Genomic DNA, 19,581 nt, shown 5'->3' with positions numbered 1-19,581 from the left:
GATGGACAATAGGACCGAAGCGCCGGCACCGCAACCCGTCTAACGACCGGCTCCGCGTATCGGTGAGCGGGCACACGCTACCGATCCTGATTTGGTCCTCCAGCGATCGGCGTGGACTGAATACGCTGCCGCAGAGCCGCCACGCGTATGGCATGACGTGGCATCAGACGGTCCAGGTCAGATCGGCCCGGTGCCCCACATCGCCTATGGCGTCAACGCCGGCGCGGCGACCCGAATGGTGCTGGTTGGCCTGGTCAACGCCACCCACTCCCGGAGTTACCCGTTTCGTCCCAATCCCCAGGACGCCGCGCTTCTCCAAAATCTGTCTGCGCGCTTGGCTGCCTATTGCGACCCGAAGGATGGGAGGACGCGGTTGAAAGAAAAGATTATATGGCGGCACGTGCGCAACCTCCACGACAAGCCACTTGAATCATTCCATGCGTCACTCATGCTAAATTCTCCTATTCACTTTCCGGGGATAGACATCCGTGCTAGACATCAAGCTTGTGCCACAGGATACGCCGATTCACGCCGTTGATCTGCCAATTCATTTAGCTTCCTCGCTATCACGCGACCAATTGCAGCGGCTGGTTCCGGTTCGAGCAGCGCTCTATGGACGCAATGAATATCGTAAATCTCGATATTCCCGCGCACATAAGGCTGCCATGCATCGCGAGGTACGAGCGTGGGAGATGCATCGTCCACTAGGGTTGTGTGGAAGAAAAGCGCATTGCCACCATAGATGGGCGGAGAAAAGTCTTTCAAAATACGGTGATGGTTTTTTGCGATTTCCCAGGCGTTCCACCGTAGCGGTTCATCCATAGCCGAAATCAATCCTTCACCATACTGCGTCACCAGCGCAGCATAATGGGCCGCTTCATCGAATTCGGGCACATCATCCAATACGCCGGGGCTGGGATGGCTATCCAACAACGCCAGTAGTGCCACTGACTCACCCTGCTGCTCCAGCTGCACCGCCATGCTGTGAGCCACCATGCCTCCCAGGCTCCATCCTAATAGGTAGTACGGTCCTTGAGGCTGAATGCGGCGAATCTGCTCAAGATAGTCCGACGCCATCGTCTCAATCTTGGAGGCAAGCGGTCGTGTTCCGTCAAATCCCCGGGCTTGCAAGCCATAGAGGGGCTGATCACTATCCAAGTGAGGCAACAAGCCCATATAGCTCCAGCTCAGCCCCATGGCGGGATGGATGCAAAAAAGCGGAGGACGACTACCTTGGGGTTTGAGCGCAAGCAGCACACCAAATGAGCTTTCTTGGCTTCCCTGCTGCTCGACTAAGCGTTGTGCCAAACCTCTAAGAGTAGGTGCCTCGAACAGATTGCGAATGGCCAGCTCCACTCCGAGCACATCACGAACACGGCTCATCAAGTGCATCGCCAATAGCGAGTGCCCGCCGAGCGCAAAGAAGCTATCGTGCCGACCGACACACTCGACGCCCAGCAGTTCGGTCCAAATCGCTGCGAGCGCCGTCTCGAACTGACCTTGTGGCGCTTCATACACTTGACGCACCAACGCATCCTCGTCCGACGCGGGCAACGCACGCCGATCGAGTTTGCCGTTGGGTGTCAGCGGGAACGCATCGAGCCGCACCAATGCGGCCGGCACCATATAGTCGGGCAGGTTGGCCGCCAGATGCGCGTGCAGCACACTGGTGAGCGTTTCATCTTTCTCAGCGACCACATATGCGATCAGCCGCTGATTGACGCCCTCACCACGCGCAAGCACCACCGCGTCGCGCACCTGTGGATGGGCAGCCAGGCACGCTTCGATTTCGCCCAACTCAATCCGAAAGCCGCGAATCTTGACTTGATGATCATTGCGGCCTAGGAACTCCAGATTGCCGTTGGGTAAATAACGCGCCCAATCCCCTGTCTTGTACATCCGCGCATCGGCTTCTTGAGAGAAGGGATTGCGCACAAAACGCTCAGTGGTCAGCTCCGGACGGTTCAGATAACCCCGCGTGACGCCCGCGCCACCAATATACAGCTCCCCGACTGCGCCCAACGGCACCGGCTGGCCGTATGCATCCAACACGTAGAGTTGCGTGTTCGCAATAGGCCGGCCAATGGGAACAGTGGGTCCATCCGTGTCGCGTGGACCCACCCATTGCAAGGCAGAGGACCAAATGGTCGTCTCTGTGGGACCGTACAGATTCCACAATCCTCCCGTCGCGCGACCCAGCCGGATTGACAGACTCGAAGGTAAGGCTTCTCCACCGCATAATACTTTTAGGTTAAGCATCGGCTCGGGTAGCTCTAGCAATGCCCGCCAAACGGACGGCACGGCTTGCATCACCGTGATGCGTTGCTCAATGATCCGATTGTGCAGCTTGACCGGGTCAGTGACCTCATCACGGCTAGCCATCACCACCGTCACACCCTGGCTCATCGGCAAATACAACTCCAGGCCAGCGATGTCAAAAGCGATGCTAGTCACGGCCAGCAAACGATCATCGCTTGTTATACCGGGCGATGACGACATGGCGGTCAAGAAATTGACCACATTGCGGTGCTCGACCATAACCCCCTTGGGCTTACCCGTGGAGCCAGAGGTATAGATCACGTACGCAAGATGATGGGACATGAGGCCGTCTACGACCGGATTGGTATCCGCCCGCTGCGGCACGCTATGCGGGTCAAACACCGTGCGCGATGCAAGCACCGCGTCCCCCAGCGCGGTCCGGCCCGCTGCATCCGCGAGCACAATGGCGGGTGCCGCGTCCGTAAGGATATGCGCGAGGCGCTCGCCCGGATACGCGGGATCCAGCGGTACGTACGCGCCGCCGGCCTTTAAAATCGCGAGCAGTCCCACCACCATCGCGGGTGAACGCTCGATACAAATGGCCACGCGTGCATCGGGCTTGACGCCCAACTCAATCAACTGATGGGCGAGACGATTGGCTCGCGTATTGAGCTCGGCGTAACTGACTGCCTGATCCTCAGAGACCAACGCCGTTGCCTCGGGCGTGCGTTCGACCTGCGCCTCAAACAACTGATGCACGCACAGGTGCGACGGATAGGGCTGCTGCGTCGCGTTCCACGTCTGCAGCAGCCGCTCCCGCTCCTCATTGGGCAATATCTCCAATTGTCCAATCGGCCATTCTGGCATCGTCTCGAGCGCCTCAGCCAAGCTGTGCAGCGCCTGCTGCATATACCCACATACTCGATCCGGATCCAACGACGCCACGACCTGCGCGGTCAACCCCAGCGCATGACCGAAGTCTTCGACCGACAGCATCAATGGGTAATTGGTACGCTCTTCGGCACTGAGCCACTCGACACCCGGCAGCATGCTGTGCTCATCTGTGCTGAGCGCATTATGCCGATAGTTCAGCAGCGCGCTAAACAGCGGCGTACCCGCCGGCACGCGACTGCAGCGCTGCGCCAGGGCCAGCGACGCATGCTCATGCTCGAGCAGCGCCGCCAGCCGCGCATGCGTGGCGCGCACGGCTGACTCCACGCTGCCGGCCAAGTCTACGCGCAGTGGCAGCGTATTGATAAACAGTCCCATCGCACTGTCGGCACTGCTACCTGCCTGCATCCGGCCAAATAGCACCGTACCAAACACCACACGTCGTTGGCCACTGGCGCGTGCGAGCACCTGTGCCCACGTTAGATGGCACAGGCTCGCTAGACTCACGCTCAGCCGTTTAGCGTGCGCGCGCAGCCGATCATTCAATGCCTGCGGCAACATCCGGTGCACTTCGCGCACCTGCGCACCGTCGCAATGCACCTGAGACAGACCAAACGGCAACGTCGGCTCCTCAATGTCGGCAAGCTGCTCGGTAAAGAAGCGCTCGTGGGCGGCTTGACTGACGCCCAATCGCGCCTGCGCGATCAGATTGCGGAACGGCTGCGGTGCCGGCAACGTTTCGCCCTTTCCTTCGATGAACGCCCGCACCTCCGCATGCATGATCTTGAGCGAGGAAACGTCATCGATCAGATGGTGCTGCAATTGGACCATTAACCAGCGACCGTCCGTATCCTGGGCGATCGCACAACGCAGCAGCGGCGCTTGCCTCAGATCCAGCCGCGTGTGGCGCGGATCAAAGCGCTGCACCAGTTGCTCGGCAATCGGTCCATCCTTCGCCTCCAACGTGATCTCGGTTACCGACAGCGGCGCGTGACGCCAGACCACTTGCGCGGGCTTGGACAGCCCCTCCCAGACAAACGCCGTGCGCAAAATGTCATGCCGGTTGACCACCTGCTGAACCGCGTCCAGATACTGTTCGAGCCGCGCTCGCGTGTCGAAGGCGAGTTGTGCAATCGCCAGGTACGGATCACCCTCTGTGGCCAGCAGATGGTGGAACAGGATGCCGTCCTGCAGGGGCGAGAGTGCATAGATATCCTGGATGTTCGCGACGCCACCCGGCACTTGCTCAACAATGCGATCGATCTCGGCCTGCGTCAGTTCGATCAGCGGCAGCAAGTCCGGTGTCAGCGCACTCGTCTCTGGTGTGATGCGATTCGGTGGCACCGCCACTTCACGATGCTGGCTGAGCGACTGGGCCAACGCACTGAGCACGGGCGTATCGAACAACGCCCGCACGGACAACCTCAGACCGCGACGGCGCAGGCGCTCAATGAGCTGCACCGCCAGCAGTGAATGCCCACCCAACGCAAAGAAGCTGTCGTGACGGCTGATTCTCTCCACACCGAGCAGTTCGGCCCAAATCTCGGCCAGCGCGGCCTCCACCTCCCCCTGCGGCGCTTCATACGCTTGATGCGCAAACGCCTGCCCATCAGGCGCCGGCAGCGCACGCCGGTCCAGTTTGCCATTGGGCGTAAGCGGCAACGCATCGAGCCGCACGAACGCACTGGGCACCATATACTCAGGCAACGCGGCTGACACATGCGTGCGCAAGTTGCCCGCTAACGCGTCATCGGGCTCGGCCACCACATACGCGACCAGACGCTTAGCTTGCCCTTTGCCCATCGCCAACACCACCGAGTCGTGTACCTGCGCGTGCTGAGCCAGGCACGCTTCAATCTCGCCCAGTTCAATGCGAAAGCCGCGAATCTTGACTTGGTGGTCATTGCGACCCAGAAACTCCAAGTTTCCATCGGGTAAATACCGCGCCAAATCCCCCGTCTTATACATGCGGGCATCGGGCTCGGCCGAGAACGGATCGCGCACGAAGCGCTCGGCCGTCAGCTCCGGACGATTCAAGTAGCCACGCGCCACTCCTGCTCCACCAATATACAACTCGCCGACCGCCCCCAGCGGCACCGGCTGCTGATAGGCGTCGAGCAAATAGAGCTTCAGATCAGGAATGCGCACGCCAATCGGACTGCCCCCTTGCGTACTATCCTCAGGCCGAAGCGGCCGGTACGTCACATGCACGGTCGTCTCGGTAATCCCATACATGTTCACCAGTTGCGGGCCCTGCTCTGTGCGTGTCGCATACCATGCTTGCAAGATGGAGGGCTCCAGCGCTTCTCCACCAAAAATTACATAGCGCAGTTGATCCCTTAAAGGGCTTTGCGCTTGGCTGGCAATCCATGCTTTGAACGCACTTGGGGTTTGGTTCAATACCGTGACGCCCTGTTCACAAACTAATCGGTGGAAGTCTTGCGGGGAACGAGCCATCTGATGGGGAACAATGATGAGCTTGCCGCCATGGCGCAATGCGCCCCAGAGTTCCCACACGGAAAAGTCAAAGGCAAACGAGTGAAACAGACACCAGATATCGTTCTCGTCGAAGTGATACCAAGGTTGTGTCGCCTCAAACAGCCTCACCACCTGCGCGTGCTCGACCATCACCCCCTTGGGCATACCGGTCGAACCGGACGTATAGATTACATACGCCAGATGACGGGGCGTCAGCACCGGTACCGACGGATTCGTCTCCGGCTGCTCAGGCAGCCTGTTCGGATCGAGCACCGTGCGATCGGCCAAGGCTGCGTCGCCCAGTGCCGCCCGGCCCGCCGCATCGGCCAGCACAATCTCCGGTGCCGCATCCTGCACGATATGCGCAAGCCGCTCGCCCGCATACGTCGGATCGAGCGGCACGTAGCCTCCCCCGGCTTTGAGGATCGCCAGCAGCCCGACGACCATCGCCGGACTGCGCTGCACGCAGATCGCTACTCGCGCATCCGGCTGCACCCCCAGTTCGGTCAATTGATGCGCCAAGCGGTTCGCCCGCGCATTCAACTCAGCGTAGCTCAACGCCTGATCCTCATAGACTAGCGCCGTGGCCTCGGGCGTGCGCTCGACTTGCGCTTCAAATAGCTGGTGAATGCATCGATGCGCCGGATACTCTTGTTGCGTCGCATTCCACGTCTCGAGCAACAACGTGCGCTCAGCCGGCGTCAGCAACTCAACACGGGTGACCAGATGCGGCTCGTCCGCCGCCATTGCTTGCAACATCGTCTGCACATACCCGACGTGTCGCTCGATCGTTGCGCGATCGAACAGCGCCGTCGCATAGCCCAGGCTCCCAGCAATCTCTTCCTCTGCCTCCTGTAAGTGCAGCTCCAGATCGAACTTGACCACGTCATAAGCCAAGGGCGCTGACGTGACGTCCAGCTCCGGCAGCTGCCACGCTTCAGTCTCGTTGTTCTGCCACGCAAACATCACTTGAAACAGCGGCGTATGCTCGAGCCGCCTTGGTGGCTGCACGATCTCCACCACCTGCTCGAACGGCAGATCTTGATGCGCTTGCGCTTCCAGTGCCGTGCGCCGCACCCGCTCAATCAGCTGCGTCGTCGTCGGCTCACCAGACAGATCCACACGCAGCGCCAGCGTGTTCACAAAGAAACCAATCAACGGCTCAATTTGACGGTGATGACGATTCGCACTGGGCGTACCAATGACCAGATCGTCTTGCCCCGATAGGCGCGCCAGCACCGCACTCCACGCTGCGAGCACCGTCATAAATAGTGTCGCACCGTGCGCTTGACTCACGCGCTTCAGTGCCCGGGTGGTTTGCGCATCGATCCGGATCGGCACATAGGCCCCAGCGAACGATTGCTGCGCCGGCCGCGGCCGGTCAGTGGGCAATGTCAGCAGCACCGGTGCATCGGCCAGCCGCGTGCGCCAATACTCGCTTTGCGCTTGCAGCCGCTCGCCCGAGAGCCACTGCCGCTGCCATGCTGCATAGTCCGGATATTGGATCGTCAGTGCCGGCAACGGCTCGGCCGACTCCCCGCAGGCCGCACGATATAGCGCATTCAATTCGCGCACCAGCACCCCGATTGACCAACCATCCGACACGATATGGTGCTGCACCAGCAGCATCACATGCTCGTCATCGGCCAATTGCACCCCGCAGGCGCGGATCAGCGGGCCACGGGCCAGGTCGAACGGCGCCTGTGCCGCCTCAGCGCTCAGTCGCACCAGTTGGGCCTGCGCGTCGCGCTCACCGCGCAGGTCATGCCAGGTCATCGGCATCCCTGTCTCGGCCGGCAACAGCTGCACCTGCGGTTGACCGTCGACGCTCAAAAACACTGAGCGCAGCGCTTCGTGACGTATCCACAGCCCATCCAGCGCTCGCTGCCAGGCGACACGGTTCAAGGTGCCGCGCAGGCGCAGCGCCAGCGGGATATGATAGGTGTCGCTCACCCCGTCGAGCTGCGCGAGGAACCATAGCCGTTGCTGCGCGAACGACAGCGGCAAATGGCCTTCTCGCGGCACCGGTGTGATCTCGGGCAGCACGGCGCTGTCCGTACGTTGCGCATCCAATGCCGCGGCGAACCCGGCCAGCGTCGGCGCAGCAAACAACGTCGCCAGCGGTAATGCGATGCCCAGTACAGCCACCCGGTTCATCAAGCGCACCGCGAGCAGTGAATGCCCACCCAACGTGAAGAAGCTGTCGTGTCGGCCCACTCGTTCGACACCGAGCAGCTCAGCCCACATCTCGGCCAGCGTGGTCTCCCATTCACCCTGCGGCGCCTCATACGCTTGATGCGCGAATGCCTCGGCGCTGGGTGCCGGCAGCGCACGCCGGTCCAGCTTGCCGTTCGGCGTCAGTGGCCACGCATCGAGCCGCACCAATGCAGCCGGCACCATATAGTCGGGCAAGTTGGCTGTCACATGCGCGCGCAGCGTGCTGACTAACGCGTCATCGGGCTCGGCCACCACATACGCGACCAAGCGCTTGGCGCTGCCTTCGCCCATCGCCAGCACCACCGCGTCGTGCACCTGGGCATGCTGAGCCAAGCACGCCTCGATCTCACCCAACTCAATCCGAAAGCCGCGAATCTTGACTTGATGGTCATTTCGACCCAGGAATTCCAGATTGCCATCCGGTAAATACCGCGCCAAATCCCCAGTCCGATACATCCGCGCCTTGGGCTCGTCCGAGAACGGATCGCGCACGAAGCGCTCAGCCGTCAGCTCAGGCCGGTTCAGGTAACCCCGGGCCACGCCGACGCCGCCAATGTACAGCTCGCCCATCGCCCCCAGCGGCACCGGCTGCTTGTGCGCGTCCAGGATATAAAGCCGGGTGTTATCAATGGGACGACCAATCGTGCGCCAGTTGTTTGCTGCGTCAGTGACCTCATGCACGGTGGCCGTCACCGTCGTCTCAGTCGGGCCATAAACATTTAACAAGCGCGGTCGGTGGCCTGCCCCCGCAAACCATGCGCTTTGTGCTGACGCGCTCAGCGCCTCGCCACTAATCATGACCACGCGCACGCTGTCCGGAACAGGGACTTTTTCCTGTGCCAATTGTGCCCAAAATTGGGTAGGCAAATCCGTCACGCTCACCCGGTTCGCCTGGCAAAGCGCCCAAAATTGCGCGGCCCCCGCTAACCAAGCATCGGTGCGTAGCACCAACGCCGCGCCCTGGGTTAAAGTGACAAAGATCTCGCCGACCGACGCATCGAAGGACAGGGACGAGCATTGCAACACCCGGTCGTGCGCAGTGAGACCCAGTTTCTGCGCCATGGACGTCACCAGGTTGACCGCGCTGCGATGGGGAATCATCACCCCTTTGGGCTGGCCCGTGGAGCCTGACGTATAAATCACGTAGGCCAGGCTCTGCGCAGTCAGTGCTAATGCCGGATTGCGTGCGCTTTGGTGTGCCCACTGCGCCGCATCCGCCTGCAGGTCCAGTACCGGCACCCCGGCTCCCAAGCATGGCGTCACTGCGGCAGGCGGGGTGCCCACGCTCAACAAGACTACGGGCGCACTGTCCGCCATCATATGCGCCAAGCGCTCTGGCGGATACGCGGGATCGAGCGGCACGTACGTACCGCCCGCCTTGAGCACCGCGAGCAGTCCGACTACCATCGCGGGTGAGCGCTCCACACAAATGGCCACGCGTGCATCGGGCTGGACGCCCCATTCGATCAGCTGATGGGCGAGACGATTTGCCCTCGCATTCAGCTCGGCGTAACTGAGCGTCTGCTCTTGCGCCACCAACGCCGTCGCCTCGGGCGTGCGTTCGGCCTGCGCTTCAAACAACTGATGGATGCACAACTGCGACGGATAATCGCATTCTGTCGCATTCCACGTCTTGAGCAGCAAGGTACGCTCGGCCGGTGCCAGCAAGTCAACGCGTGTCACAGGATACGTTGCGTCAGCCGCCATCGCCTGCAACACCGTTTGCAGATACCCGACATGCCGCTCGATCGTCGTTTGGTCAAACAACGCGCTCGCATAGCCCAATGCGCCAACAATTTCGTTGCCCGACTCGTGTAGCCCCAATTCCAGGTCGAACTTGATCGGATTGTCCCCAAGCTCGGTCGGGGTGAGCGTGAGTTCCGGCAGGCACCAATGCTCTGTCTGCTCCCCCTGCCACGCAAACATCACTTGAAACAGCGGTGTGTGATTGAGCCGGCGCGGCGGCTGCACGATCTCCACCACTTGCTCAAACGGCAGATCCTGGTGCATTTGCGCTTCAAGCGTCGTGCGCCGCACGCGCTCCAGCAGCTGCGTCGTCGTCGGCTCACCGGACAGATCCACACGCAGCGCCAGTGTATTGACAAAGAAGCCAATCAAGGGCTCGATCGCTGGGTGGCCGCGGTTCGCGCTGGGCGTACCAATGACCAGATCGTCTTGCCCCGACAGGCGCGCCAGCACCGCGCTCCACGCCGCCAGCACCGTCATGAACAAGGTCGTGCCGTGCTCCCGGCTCAGGCGTTTGAGCGCGCTTGTCGTGTCGGCATCGATGCACACGGGCACCTGTGCACCCGCAAATGATTGCTGCGCTGGACGCGGCCGGTCGGTGGGTAGCTCCAGCAGCACCGGTGCGTCGGCCAGCGTCGTGCGCCAATACTCGCTTTGCGCTTGCAGCCGCTCGCCCGATAACCATTGCCGCTGCCACGCTGCATAGTCCGGGTACTGAACCGCCAAGGGCGGCAACGGATCGGCCTGCTCCGCACAGGCGGCCGTGTACAGCGCGCTGAGTTCACGCACCAGCACCTCGATCGACCAGCCGTCCGACACAATATGGTGCTGCGTCAGTACCAACATGTGCTCGTCGTCGGCCAGTTGCATGCCGCACGCGCGCAGCAGCGGCCCGTGCGCCAGATCAAACGGCGCTTGAGCGGCCTCTTCGCTGAGCTGCGCTAACTGGGCTTGCCTATCGGGCACGCCGCGCAGGTCATGCCAGGTCATCGGCACGCCCGTCTCGGCGGGTAGCAGCTGCACCTGCGGCTGACCACCGACGCTGACGAACACCGAGCGCAGCGCCTCATGGCGGGCGAACAGCGCATCCAGTGCGTGCTGCCACGCGGCCCGATTCAGCGGCCCGTGCACACGCCACGCGATCGGCATATGATAGGTGCGGCTCACGCCATCAAATTGTGCGAGAAACCACAGCCGCTGCTGTGCAAACGACAGCGGCAAATGGCCTTCGCGCGACACCGGCGTGATGGGGGACAGCGTCTCGGTGCCGTGATGCCCTTGCGCCTCCACCGCGGCAGCGAATCCCGCCAGCGTCGGCGAGGCGAACAGCGTAGCCAGGGGCACGTCGACACCGAGTGCACTCACTCGATTCATTAAGCGCACGCTCAACAACGAGTGGCCGCCAAGCGCAAAGAAGCTATCGTGCCGACCCACGCGCTCGACGCCCAATAGCTCAGCCCAGATCGCCGCCAACGCCGTCTCCAGTTCGCCCCGCGGCGCTTCATACACTTGGTGCACGAGCGCATGGCTATCGGGCGCGGGCAGCGCACGCCGATCGAGCTTGCCGTTGGGTGTCAGCGGCCACGCGTCAAGCCGCACGAATGCGCCCGGCACCATATAGTCAGGCAAGCGAGCAGCCACATACGCACGCAGCGTGTTGGCCAACGCGTCATCGGGCTCGGCCCGCACATAGGCGACCAGCCGCTTCTCGTCGCCGTCGCCGCGCGTCAGCACGAGCGCATCATGCACCTGGGGATGGGAATTCAGGCACGCTTCGATCTCGCCCGGCTCAATGCGAAACCCGCGAATCTTGACTTGATGGTCATTGCGGCCCAGAAATTCTAAATTGCCATCGGGCAAATACCGCGCCACATCCCCCGTCCTGTACATCCGCGCATCCGGCTCGTCCGTGAACGGATCGCGCATAAAACGCTCGGCTGTCAGCTCCGGGCGATTCAGGTAGCCACGCGCAACACCCGCGCCGCCAATATAGAGCTCACCCACCGCACCGAGCGGCACCGGCTGCTTGTGTGCATCGAGCAGGTAAAGCCGTGTGTTTGCAATCGGCCGGCCAATCGGGACGACTTTGCCGTCAAAATCACGGGGGCCACGCCATATCGTGGCACAAACCGTGGCCTCCGTTGGGCCATACGCATTAAAGACGGTGCCTTGCTTGGCCAAGGCTTGAATCAATGTCGAACTGGGCGCTTCGCCTGCTAGGATCACCGTTAGGGGGAGACTTAGGCTCAGTAAATCCTCGCTATGTTGAAATAGTGCAGGGGGTAAGGTGGCATGCGTGATCGCATGTCGTGCTAAATAATCCCACAGCCCGCGTCGGTCATGACGAATCGTCTTGGGTGGCAGATACAAGCTCGCCCCACTGCCGAAGGCCATCACCATTTCCGAGCTGCTCGCATCAAAACTGAACGACGCAAACTGCAAAATGCGGCTGCAAGCGTGGACGCCAAAGCAGGCAATTTGCGCCTGCGCAAGGTTCACCACACCACGGTGCGGCACCATGACGCCCTTCGGGGTGCCAGTGGAGCCGGACGTATAAATCACATACGCCAGATCACGCGCGGTCAAGCCTGGCACCGCTGGATTGGTGTCAGCCAACTCGGGCAATTCATTCGGATCGAGTACCGTGCGCGACGCGAGCGCCGTGTCCCCCAGCGCGGTCCGGCCCGCTGCATCCGCGAGCACAATGGCGGGTGCCGCGTCCGTAAGGATATGCGCGAGGCGCTCGCCCGGATACGCGGGATCCAGCGGCACGTACGCGCCGCCGGCCTTTAGAATCGCGAGCAGTCCCACCACCATCGCGGGTGAGCGCTCCACACAAATGGCCACGCGTGCATCGGGTTTGACGCCCAACTCGATCAACTGATGGGCGAGACGATTGGCTCGCGTATTGAGCTCGGCGTAGCTGACTGCCTGATCCTCAGAGACCAACGCCGTTTCCTCGGGCGTGCGTTCGGCCTGCGTTTCGAACAACTGATGCACGCACAGGTGCGATGGATAGGGCTGCTGCGTCGCATTCCACGTCTTAAGTAGCAAGGTGCGCTCGGCCGGTGCCAGCAAGTCAACGCGTGTCACAGGATACGTTGCGTCAGCCGCCATCGCCTGCAACACCGTTTGCAGATACCCGACATGCCGCTCGATCGTCGTTTGGTCAAACAACGCGCTCGCATAGCCCAATGCGCCAACAATTTCGTTGCCCGACTCGTGTAGCTCCAACTCCAGGTCGAACTTGACCGTATTGCCCTCAAGCTCGGTCGGGGTGACCGTGAGATCCGGCAGGCACCAGTGCTCTGTCTGCGCCCCCTGCCACGCAAATATCACTTGAAACAGCGGTGTGTGATTGAGCCGGCGCGGCGGCTGCACAATCTCCACCACCTGCTCAAACGGCAACTCCTGATGCGCTTGCGCTTCGAGCGTCGTGCGCCGCACGCGCTCCAGCAGCTGCGTCGTCGTCGGCTCACCGGACAGATCCACACGCAGCGCCAGTGTATTGACAAAGAAGCCAATCAAGGGTTCGATCGCTGGGTGGCCGCGGTTCGCGCTGGGCGTACCAATGACTAGATCGTCTTGCCCCGACAGGCGCGCCAGCACCGCACTCCACGCCGCCAGCACCGTCATGAACAAGGTCGTGCCGTGCTCCCCGCTCAAGCGTTTGATCGCGCTTGTCGTGTCCGCATCGATGCATACGGGCACCCGTGCACCCGCAAATGATGGCTGCGCCGGACGCGGCCGATCGGTGGGTAGCTCCAGCAGCACCGGTGCGTCGGCGAGCGTCATGCGCCAATACTCGCTTTGCGCCTGCAGTCGCTCGCCCGAGAGCCATTGCCGTTGCCACGCCGCATAATCCAGGTACTGAACCGCCAAGGGCGACAACGGATCCGGTCGGCCCCGGCAGGCGGCCGTGTATAGCGCGCTGAGTTCGCGCACCAGCACCTCAATCGACCAGCCGTCCGACACAATATGGTGCTGCGTCAGTACCAACATGTGCTCGTCGTCCGACAACTGAATCCCGCAGGCGCGCAGCAGCGGCCCGTGCGCCAAATCAAACGGCGCTCGGGCGGCCTCTTCGCTGAGCTTCGCTAACTGGGCTTGCCTATCGGGCACGCTGCGCAGGTCATGCCAGGTCATCGGCACGCCCGTCTCGGCGGGTAGCAGCTGCACCTGCGGCTGACCGCCGACGCTGACGAACACCGAGCGCAGCGCCTCATGGCGGGCGAACAGCGCATCCAGTGCGTGCTGCCACGCGGCCCGATTCAGCGGCCCGTGCACACGCCATGCGATCGGCATGTGATAGGTGCGGCTCACGCCATCAAATTGTGCGAGAAACCACAGCCGCTGCTGTGCAAACGACAGCGGCAAATGGCCTTCGCGCGACACCGGCGCGATCTCAGGCAGCGTACCGGTACCGTGATGACGTCGCGCATCGATCGCCGCCGCGAACGCGGCCAGCGTCGGTGATGCAAATAGCGTGGCCAGTGGCACATCGGCACCCAGCCCAGCGATACGATTCAACAGCCGCACCGCGAGCAGCGAATGGCCGCCGAGCGCGAAGAAGCTATCATGCCGGCTGATGCGCTCGACACCAAGCAGCTCAGCCCAAATCGCCGCGAGGTCAGTTTCAAGCTCGCCTTGCGGCGCTTCGTACGCTTGATGCGCGAATGCTTCGACGCTGGGTGCCGGCAGTGCACGCCGGTCCAGCTTGCCGTTCGGCGTCAGTGGGAACGCCTCGAGCCGCACAAACGCACTGGGTACCATATATTCAGGCAACGCGGCCGCCACATGCGCGCGCAAGGTACCCGCTAACGCCTCATCGGGCCCAGCCACCACATACGCGACCAGGCGCTTAGTTTGCCCTTCGCCCATGACCAACACCACCGCGTCGTGCACCTGCGGGTGTTGGGTCAGGCACGCCTCGATCTCGCCCGGCTCAATGCGAAAGCCCCGGATCTTGACTTGATGGTCGTTGCGGCCTAGGAATTCTAAATTGCCATTGGGCAAATAGCGCGCCACATCCCCCGTCTTGTACATCCGCGCATCGGGCTCGTCCGTGAACGGATCGCGCACAAAGCGCTCGGCCGTGAGCTCCGGGCGGTTCAGGTAGCCACACGCGACACCCGCTCCGCCAATATAGAGCTCACCCACCGCACCCAGCGGCACTGGCTGCTTGTGTGCATCGAGCAGGTAAAGTCGCGTATTTGCAATCGGGCGACCAATCGTGCGCCAGTCACCCTCAACGTGAGTGATCTCATGGATTGTGGCACTCACTGTCGTTTCAGTCGGACCGTAACTATTTAACAAGCGTGGCCGATAGCCACGGCCTGTAAACCAGGCATTCCACGCTGACACGCTCACTGCATCGCCACTGATCATGACAGCGCGCACACTGTCTGCAATGGGAACCTCTTCCTGGACCAATTGCGCCCAAAATTGTGCAGGTAACCCTACTACACTTATGCGATGGGCTTGGCACAACGCCCAAAATTTCCTGGCCTCCACTAGCCAAGCATCCGTGCGTAGGACCAGCGCCGCACCCACGGTCAACGTGGAAAAAATTTCTTCTACTGACGTATCAAAGGCTGGCGAAGCAAATTGCAACCGTCGGTCCTGTACACCCAACTCCAGTTGTTGAGGTAGCGCCGTAATCTGGTTGATCACACCACTGTGCCGAATTAAGACCCCTTTGGGCATACCGGTGGAACCGGACGTATAAATCACATACGCCAGATGATGGGAGGTCAGATCCGGCACGAATGGATTCGTGTCCGCCCGATCCGGCAAGGTGTTCGGGTCCAGCACCGTGCGATCGGCCAACGCCGCCTCACCCAGTGCGGCCCGGCCCGCCGCATCCGCAAGCACAATCTGCGGCGTCGCATCCGCAAGAATATGCGCGAGCCGCTCGCCCGGATACGCCGGGTCTAGCGGCACATACGCGCCGCCGGCCTTCAGGATCGCCAGCAGCCCCACCACCATCGCGGGCGAGCGCTCCACACAAATGGCCACCCGTGCATCGGGCTTGACGCCCAACTCGATTAACTGATGCGCTAAGCGATTCGCTTGCGCATTCAACTGAGCATAGCCCAGCGTCTGGTCCTCATAGACTAGCGCCGTGGCGTCAGGCGTGCGCTCGACTTGCGCTTCAAACAACTGGTGAATGCATTGGTGCGCCGGATAGTCTTGTGCTGTCGCATTCCACGTCTTGAGCAACAACGTGCGCTCGGCCGGTGCCAGCAACTCAACGCGTGTCACAGGGTGCGCTGCGTCAGCCGCCATCGCCTGCAACATCGTCTGCAAATACCCGACATGCCGCTCGATCGTCGCGCGGTCAAACAACGCGCTCGCATAGCCCAATGCGCCAACAATGGCGTCGCCCGACTCCTGTAGTTCCAGCTCCAGGTCAAACTTGACCGTATTGCCCTCAAGCTCGGTCGGGGTGACCGCTAAATCCGGCAAGTGCCACCGCTCCGGCTGCGTGTTCTGCCACGCAAACATCACTTGAAACAGCGGCGTGTGATTGAGCCGGCGCGGCGGCTGCACGATCTCCACCACCTGCTCAAACGGCAGATCCTGATGTGCCTGCGCTTCGAGCGTCGTGTGCCGCACGCGCTCCAGCAACTGCGTTGTCGTCGGCTCACCGGACAGATCCACACGCAGCGCCAGCGTATTGACAAAGAAACCAATTAGCGACTCGATCGCTGGATGTCCCCGGTTCGCGCTGGGCACGCCGATGACCAGATCGTCCTGGCCCGACAGACGCGCCAGCACCGCGCTCCACGCCGCGAGCACCGTCATAAACAAGGTCGTGCCGCGCTCTTGGCTTAAGCGCTTCAGTGCCTGCGTGGTCGAGGCATCAATACACACCGGCACCTGCGCGCCCGCAAATGATTGCTGCGCCGGGCGCGGCCGATCGGTCGGCAGCGCCAGCAGCACCGGTGCGTCGGCCAGCGTCGTGCGCCAATACTCGCTTTGCGCTTGCAGCCGCTCGCCCGACAGCCACTGCCGCTGCCACGCCGCATAGTCCGGATACTGAACTGCCAAGGGCTGCAACGGATCCGGCTGACCCTGACAGGCGGCCGTGTACAGCGCATTCAATTCACGCACCGACACTTCCATGGACCAGCCGTCCGATACGATATGGTGCTGGGTCAGTACCAACACATGCTCGTCATCGGCCAACTGAATGCCGCACGCGCGTAGCAGCGGCCCGTGCGCCAGATCAAATGGTGCGTACACCGCCTCGTCGCTTAAGCGCGCCAATTGCGCGTCGGCGTCAGGCACGCCGCGCAAGTCATGCCAGGTCATCGGCACGCCTGTGCCCGCCGGTAGCAATTGCACTTGCGGTTGACCCTCGACGCTGACAAATAGTGAGCGCAGCGCGTCATGACGCGCAAACAGCGCATCGAGCGCCTGTTGCCACGCGGCCCGATTCAGCGGCCCGCGCACGCGCAGTGCACGCGACATATGATAGGTGCGACTCACGCCATCAAGTTGCGCGAGAAACCATAGCCGCTGCTGTGCAAACGACAGCGGCAAAGCGCCTTCGCGCGGCACCGGCGGGATGGGGAGCAGCATATCGGTGCCGTGATGCCCTTGCGCCTCCACTGCGGCAGCGAATGCCGCCAGCGTGGGCGACGCAAATAGCGTAGCCAATGGCACGTCGGCACCCAGCCCAGCGATACGATTCAACAGCTGCACCGCGAGCAGCGAATGGCCGCCGAGCGCAAAGAAGCTATCGTGCCGGCCGACGCGCTCGACACCTAATAGCTCGGCCCAAATCGCCGCGAGGTCAGCTTCAAGCTCACCTTGCGGCGCTTCATACACTTGGCGCACGAGCGCGTCCGCGTCAGGCGCGGGCAGCGCACGCCGATCGAGTTTGCCGTTGGGCGTCAGCGGGAAGGCATTGAGCCGCACAAACGCAGCCGGCACCATATAATCGGGCAACCGAGCGGCCACATGCGCATGCAGCGTGCTCGCGAGTGGCACCCCGGATTCAGGCGTGCTGGCCAGTGGCGCATCGGCTTCCGCAATGACATACGCGACAAGTCGCGTGTCCTCGCCGTCGCCGCGCGCCAGCACCACCGCGTCGCGCACCTGCGGGTGCTGGGCCAAGCATGCCTCAATCTCGCCCGGCTCGATTCGTTGACCGCGCAGCTTAATCTGATCGTCGATGCGGCCCATATAGTCAAGCCGACCGTCCACCCGCCATTTGCCCAAGTCGCCCGTTCGGTACAGCCGCTCGCTGTGCCCGAACGGGTTGGCGACAAAGCGCTCAGCGCTTAACGCCGGCTGGTTGAAGTAACCGCGTGCCAAGCCCGCACCCGCGATATATAGCTCGCCAGTCACGCCCGGTGGCAACGGCTTGAGTTGCCGATCCAGCACATACACGCGCACGTTCGACAGCGGCTCGCCGATTGGCACCGACCCCTGTGCGTCAGGCACGGCCGCAAACCAGGTCGAGGTCATCGTGCATTCGGTCGGGCCGTACTGATTGAACACCTGCACCTGCGCGCCGAGCGTTTGATGCACACGCGCCACAAGCTGCGCGTCCAGCGCTTCGCCACTCACCAAGATCAGGCGCAGTGCGTCACACACGCCTCGGTGTTCAGCTGCCTGACACACGCTACGCAGCAAGCTAGGCGTTATACTGAGCAATGCCGTGACACGCTGCTCATGGAGCACACCCACATAGCGGTGCGGCTCCTTGGCGTGCGCGGTCGGGATGAGCACCACGCGGGCGCCTGCAATCAGCGGGCCGATTAGGTCACGCACCGACGCATCAAAGGCCAGGCTCGCGACATTGAGCACCACCTCCTTGTCGATGACACGATAATGGCGAACTAAGAAGTTCAGGTAATTGGCTGCGCCACCATGCCGGGTCATCACCCCTTTAGGCTGGCCGGTTGAGCCCGACGTATAGGTTACGTATGCGAGATGCTCAGGCAACACGCCGCTGGGCGGGCGCGTGTCGGGCTCCACCGCGATCTGCGCCCAATCGATATCCAGGCACACGCATGATGCAGGCGTGCGCGGCAACGCCTGCTGCAGGGGCGACTGCGTAACCAGGACCGGCACGCGCGCCTGTTGCATCATGTATGTGAGGCGCTCGTGCGGGTAGCTCGGATCCAGCGGCAAGTATGCGCCCCCGGCCTTCAAGATGCCCAGTACGCCGACCACCATCTCGATTGAGCGCGTCACGCCTAACCCCACCACGACGTCGGGTCCAACGCCCAGCGTGCGCAAATGCCACGCTAGTTGATTAGCCCGGCGCTCTAAGTCAGCGTACGTGATGGACTGCTCGCCCAACACGACAGCCACCGCCTGCGGCGTGCGCTCGACCTGCGCTTCGAACAGCTGATGCACGCACAGGTGCGACGGACAGTCCTGCTGCGTCGCATTGCAGTCAGTTTGGGACGTACTAAGCGGAACTGGCATACTGTAAACAGACATTTATAACCTTCGATCAGATAAAGTCAAACCGTTTTAGCAGCACTAACCCACTGAACGACTGCCATTGCTTTAACAATCGGCCAGGCAGCAAGAAAATAAAGCTCTACGTTGGCGAGCACCGGTTACATAGCGCTTCGTATGCATCTCGCCTGCCACTGGTACAGCCTTTTTAGGCCATTGCTTTGAAAAACAGCGGGGAGCTTTCGATACCTCCACGTCACAACGAGGCGGCCATATGGCTAGCGCGGCATAACGTTGCGTGTGAGATGAGTGTGGTCCGCTTCGGCCTTAGTCGATTCGCATCAAGACAAACGCTGTGTTAATGATGCCACCGGACCACCATGCGCGCGTGCCACGAGCATGGTGAGCATGCGTCAACGCGACAGCAACGTGGCGAATAGAGATACCGAGCGAAGGCAGGAGGATTGTGCGGCGGAAAAGTTGGACGCACCACGCCTATACAGCATCACCGGGTGCAAGCTGGGGTACTTCTGCATTGTATTCCCTCCAGACATCACTTTTAGCCAG

Annotated in this window: 1 protein-coding gene; it reads right to left on the bottom strand. The window is 61.8% G+C overall.

The genetic code is table 11. The annotated features are described in order from the left end of the window. Positions 1–498: 498 nt before the first annotated feature. Positions 499–19,053: a non-ribosomal peptide synthetase gene (locus tag RBRH_RS12510; RefSeq protein WP_013428370.1), complete on the bottom strand. Its 18,555-nt coding sequence runs from the start codon at positions 19,051–19,053 to the stop codon at positions 499–501. Positions 19,054–19,581 lie beyond the last annotated feature (528 nt).

Origin of the sequence: Mycetohabitans rhizoxinica HKI 454 (assembly GCF_000198775.1) — a bacterium.
Lineage (GTDB): Bacteria > Pseudomonadota > Gammaproteobacteria > Burkholderiales > Burkholderiaceae > Mycetohabitans > Mycetohabitans rhizoxinica.
Note: the sequence above shows the minus strand (reverse complement) of the source record. Positions and strands in the feature narration are given on the sequence as shown.

What these genes read in the sequence shown, in the direction of transcription:
- RBRH_RS12510 (WP_013428370.1), bottom strand. Translation starts at nt 19,053, where the DNA reads ATGTCTGTTTACAGTATGCCAGTTCCGCTTAGTACGTCCCAAACTGAC.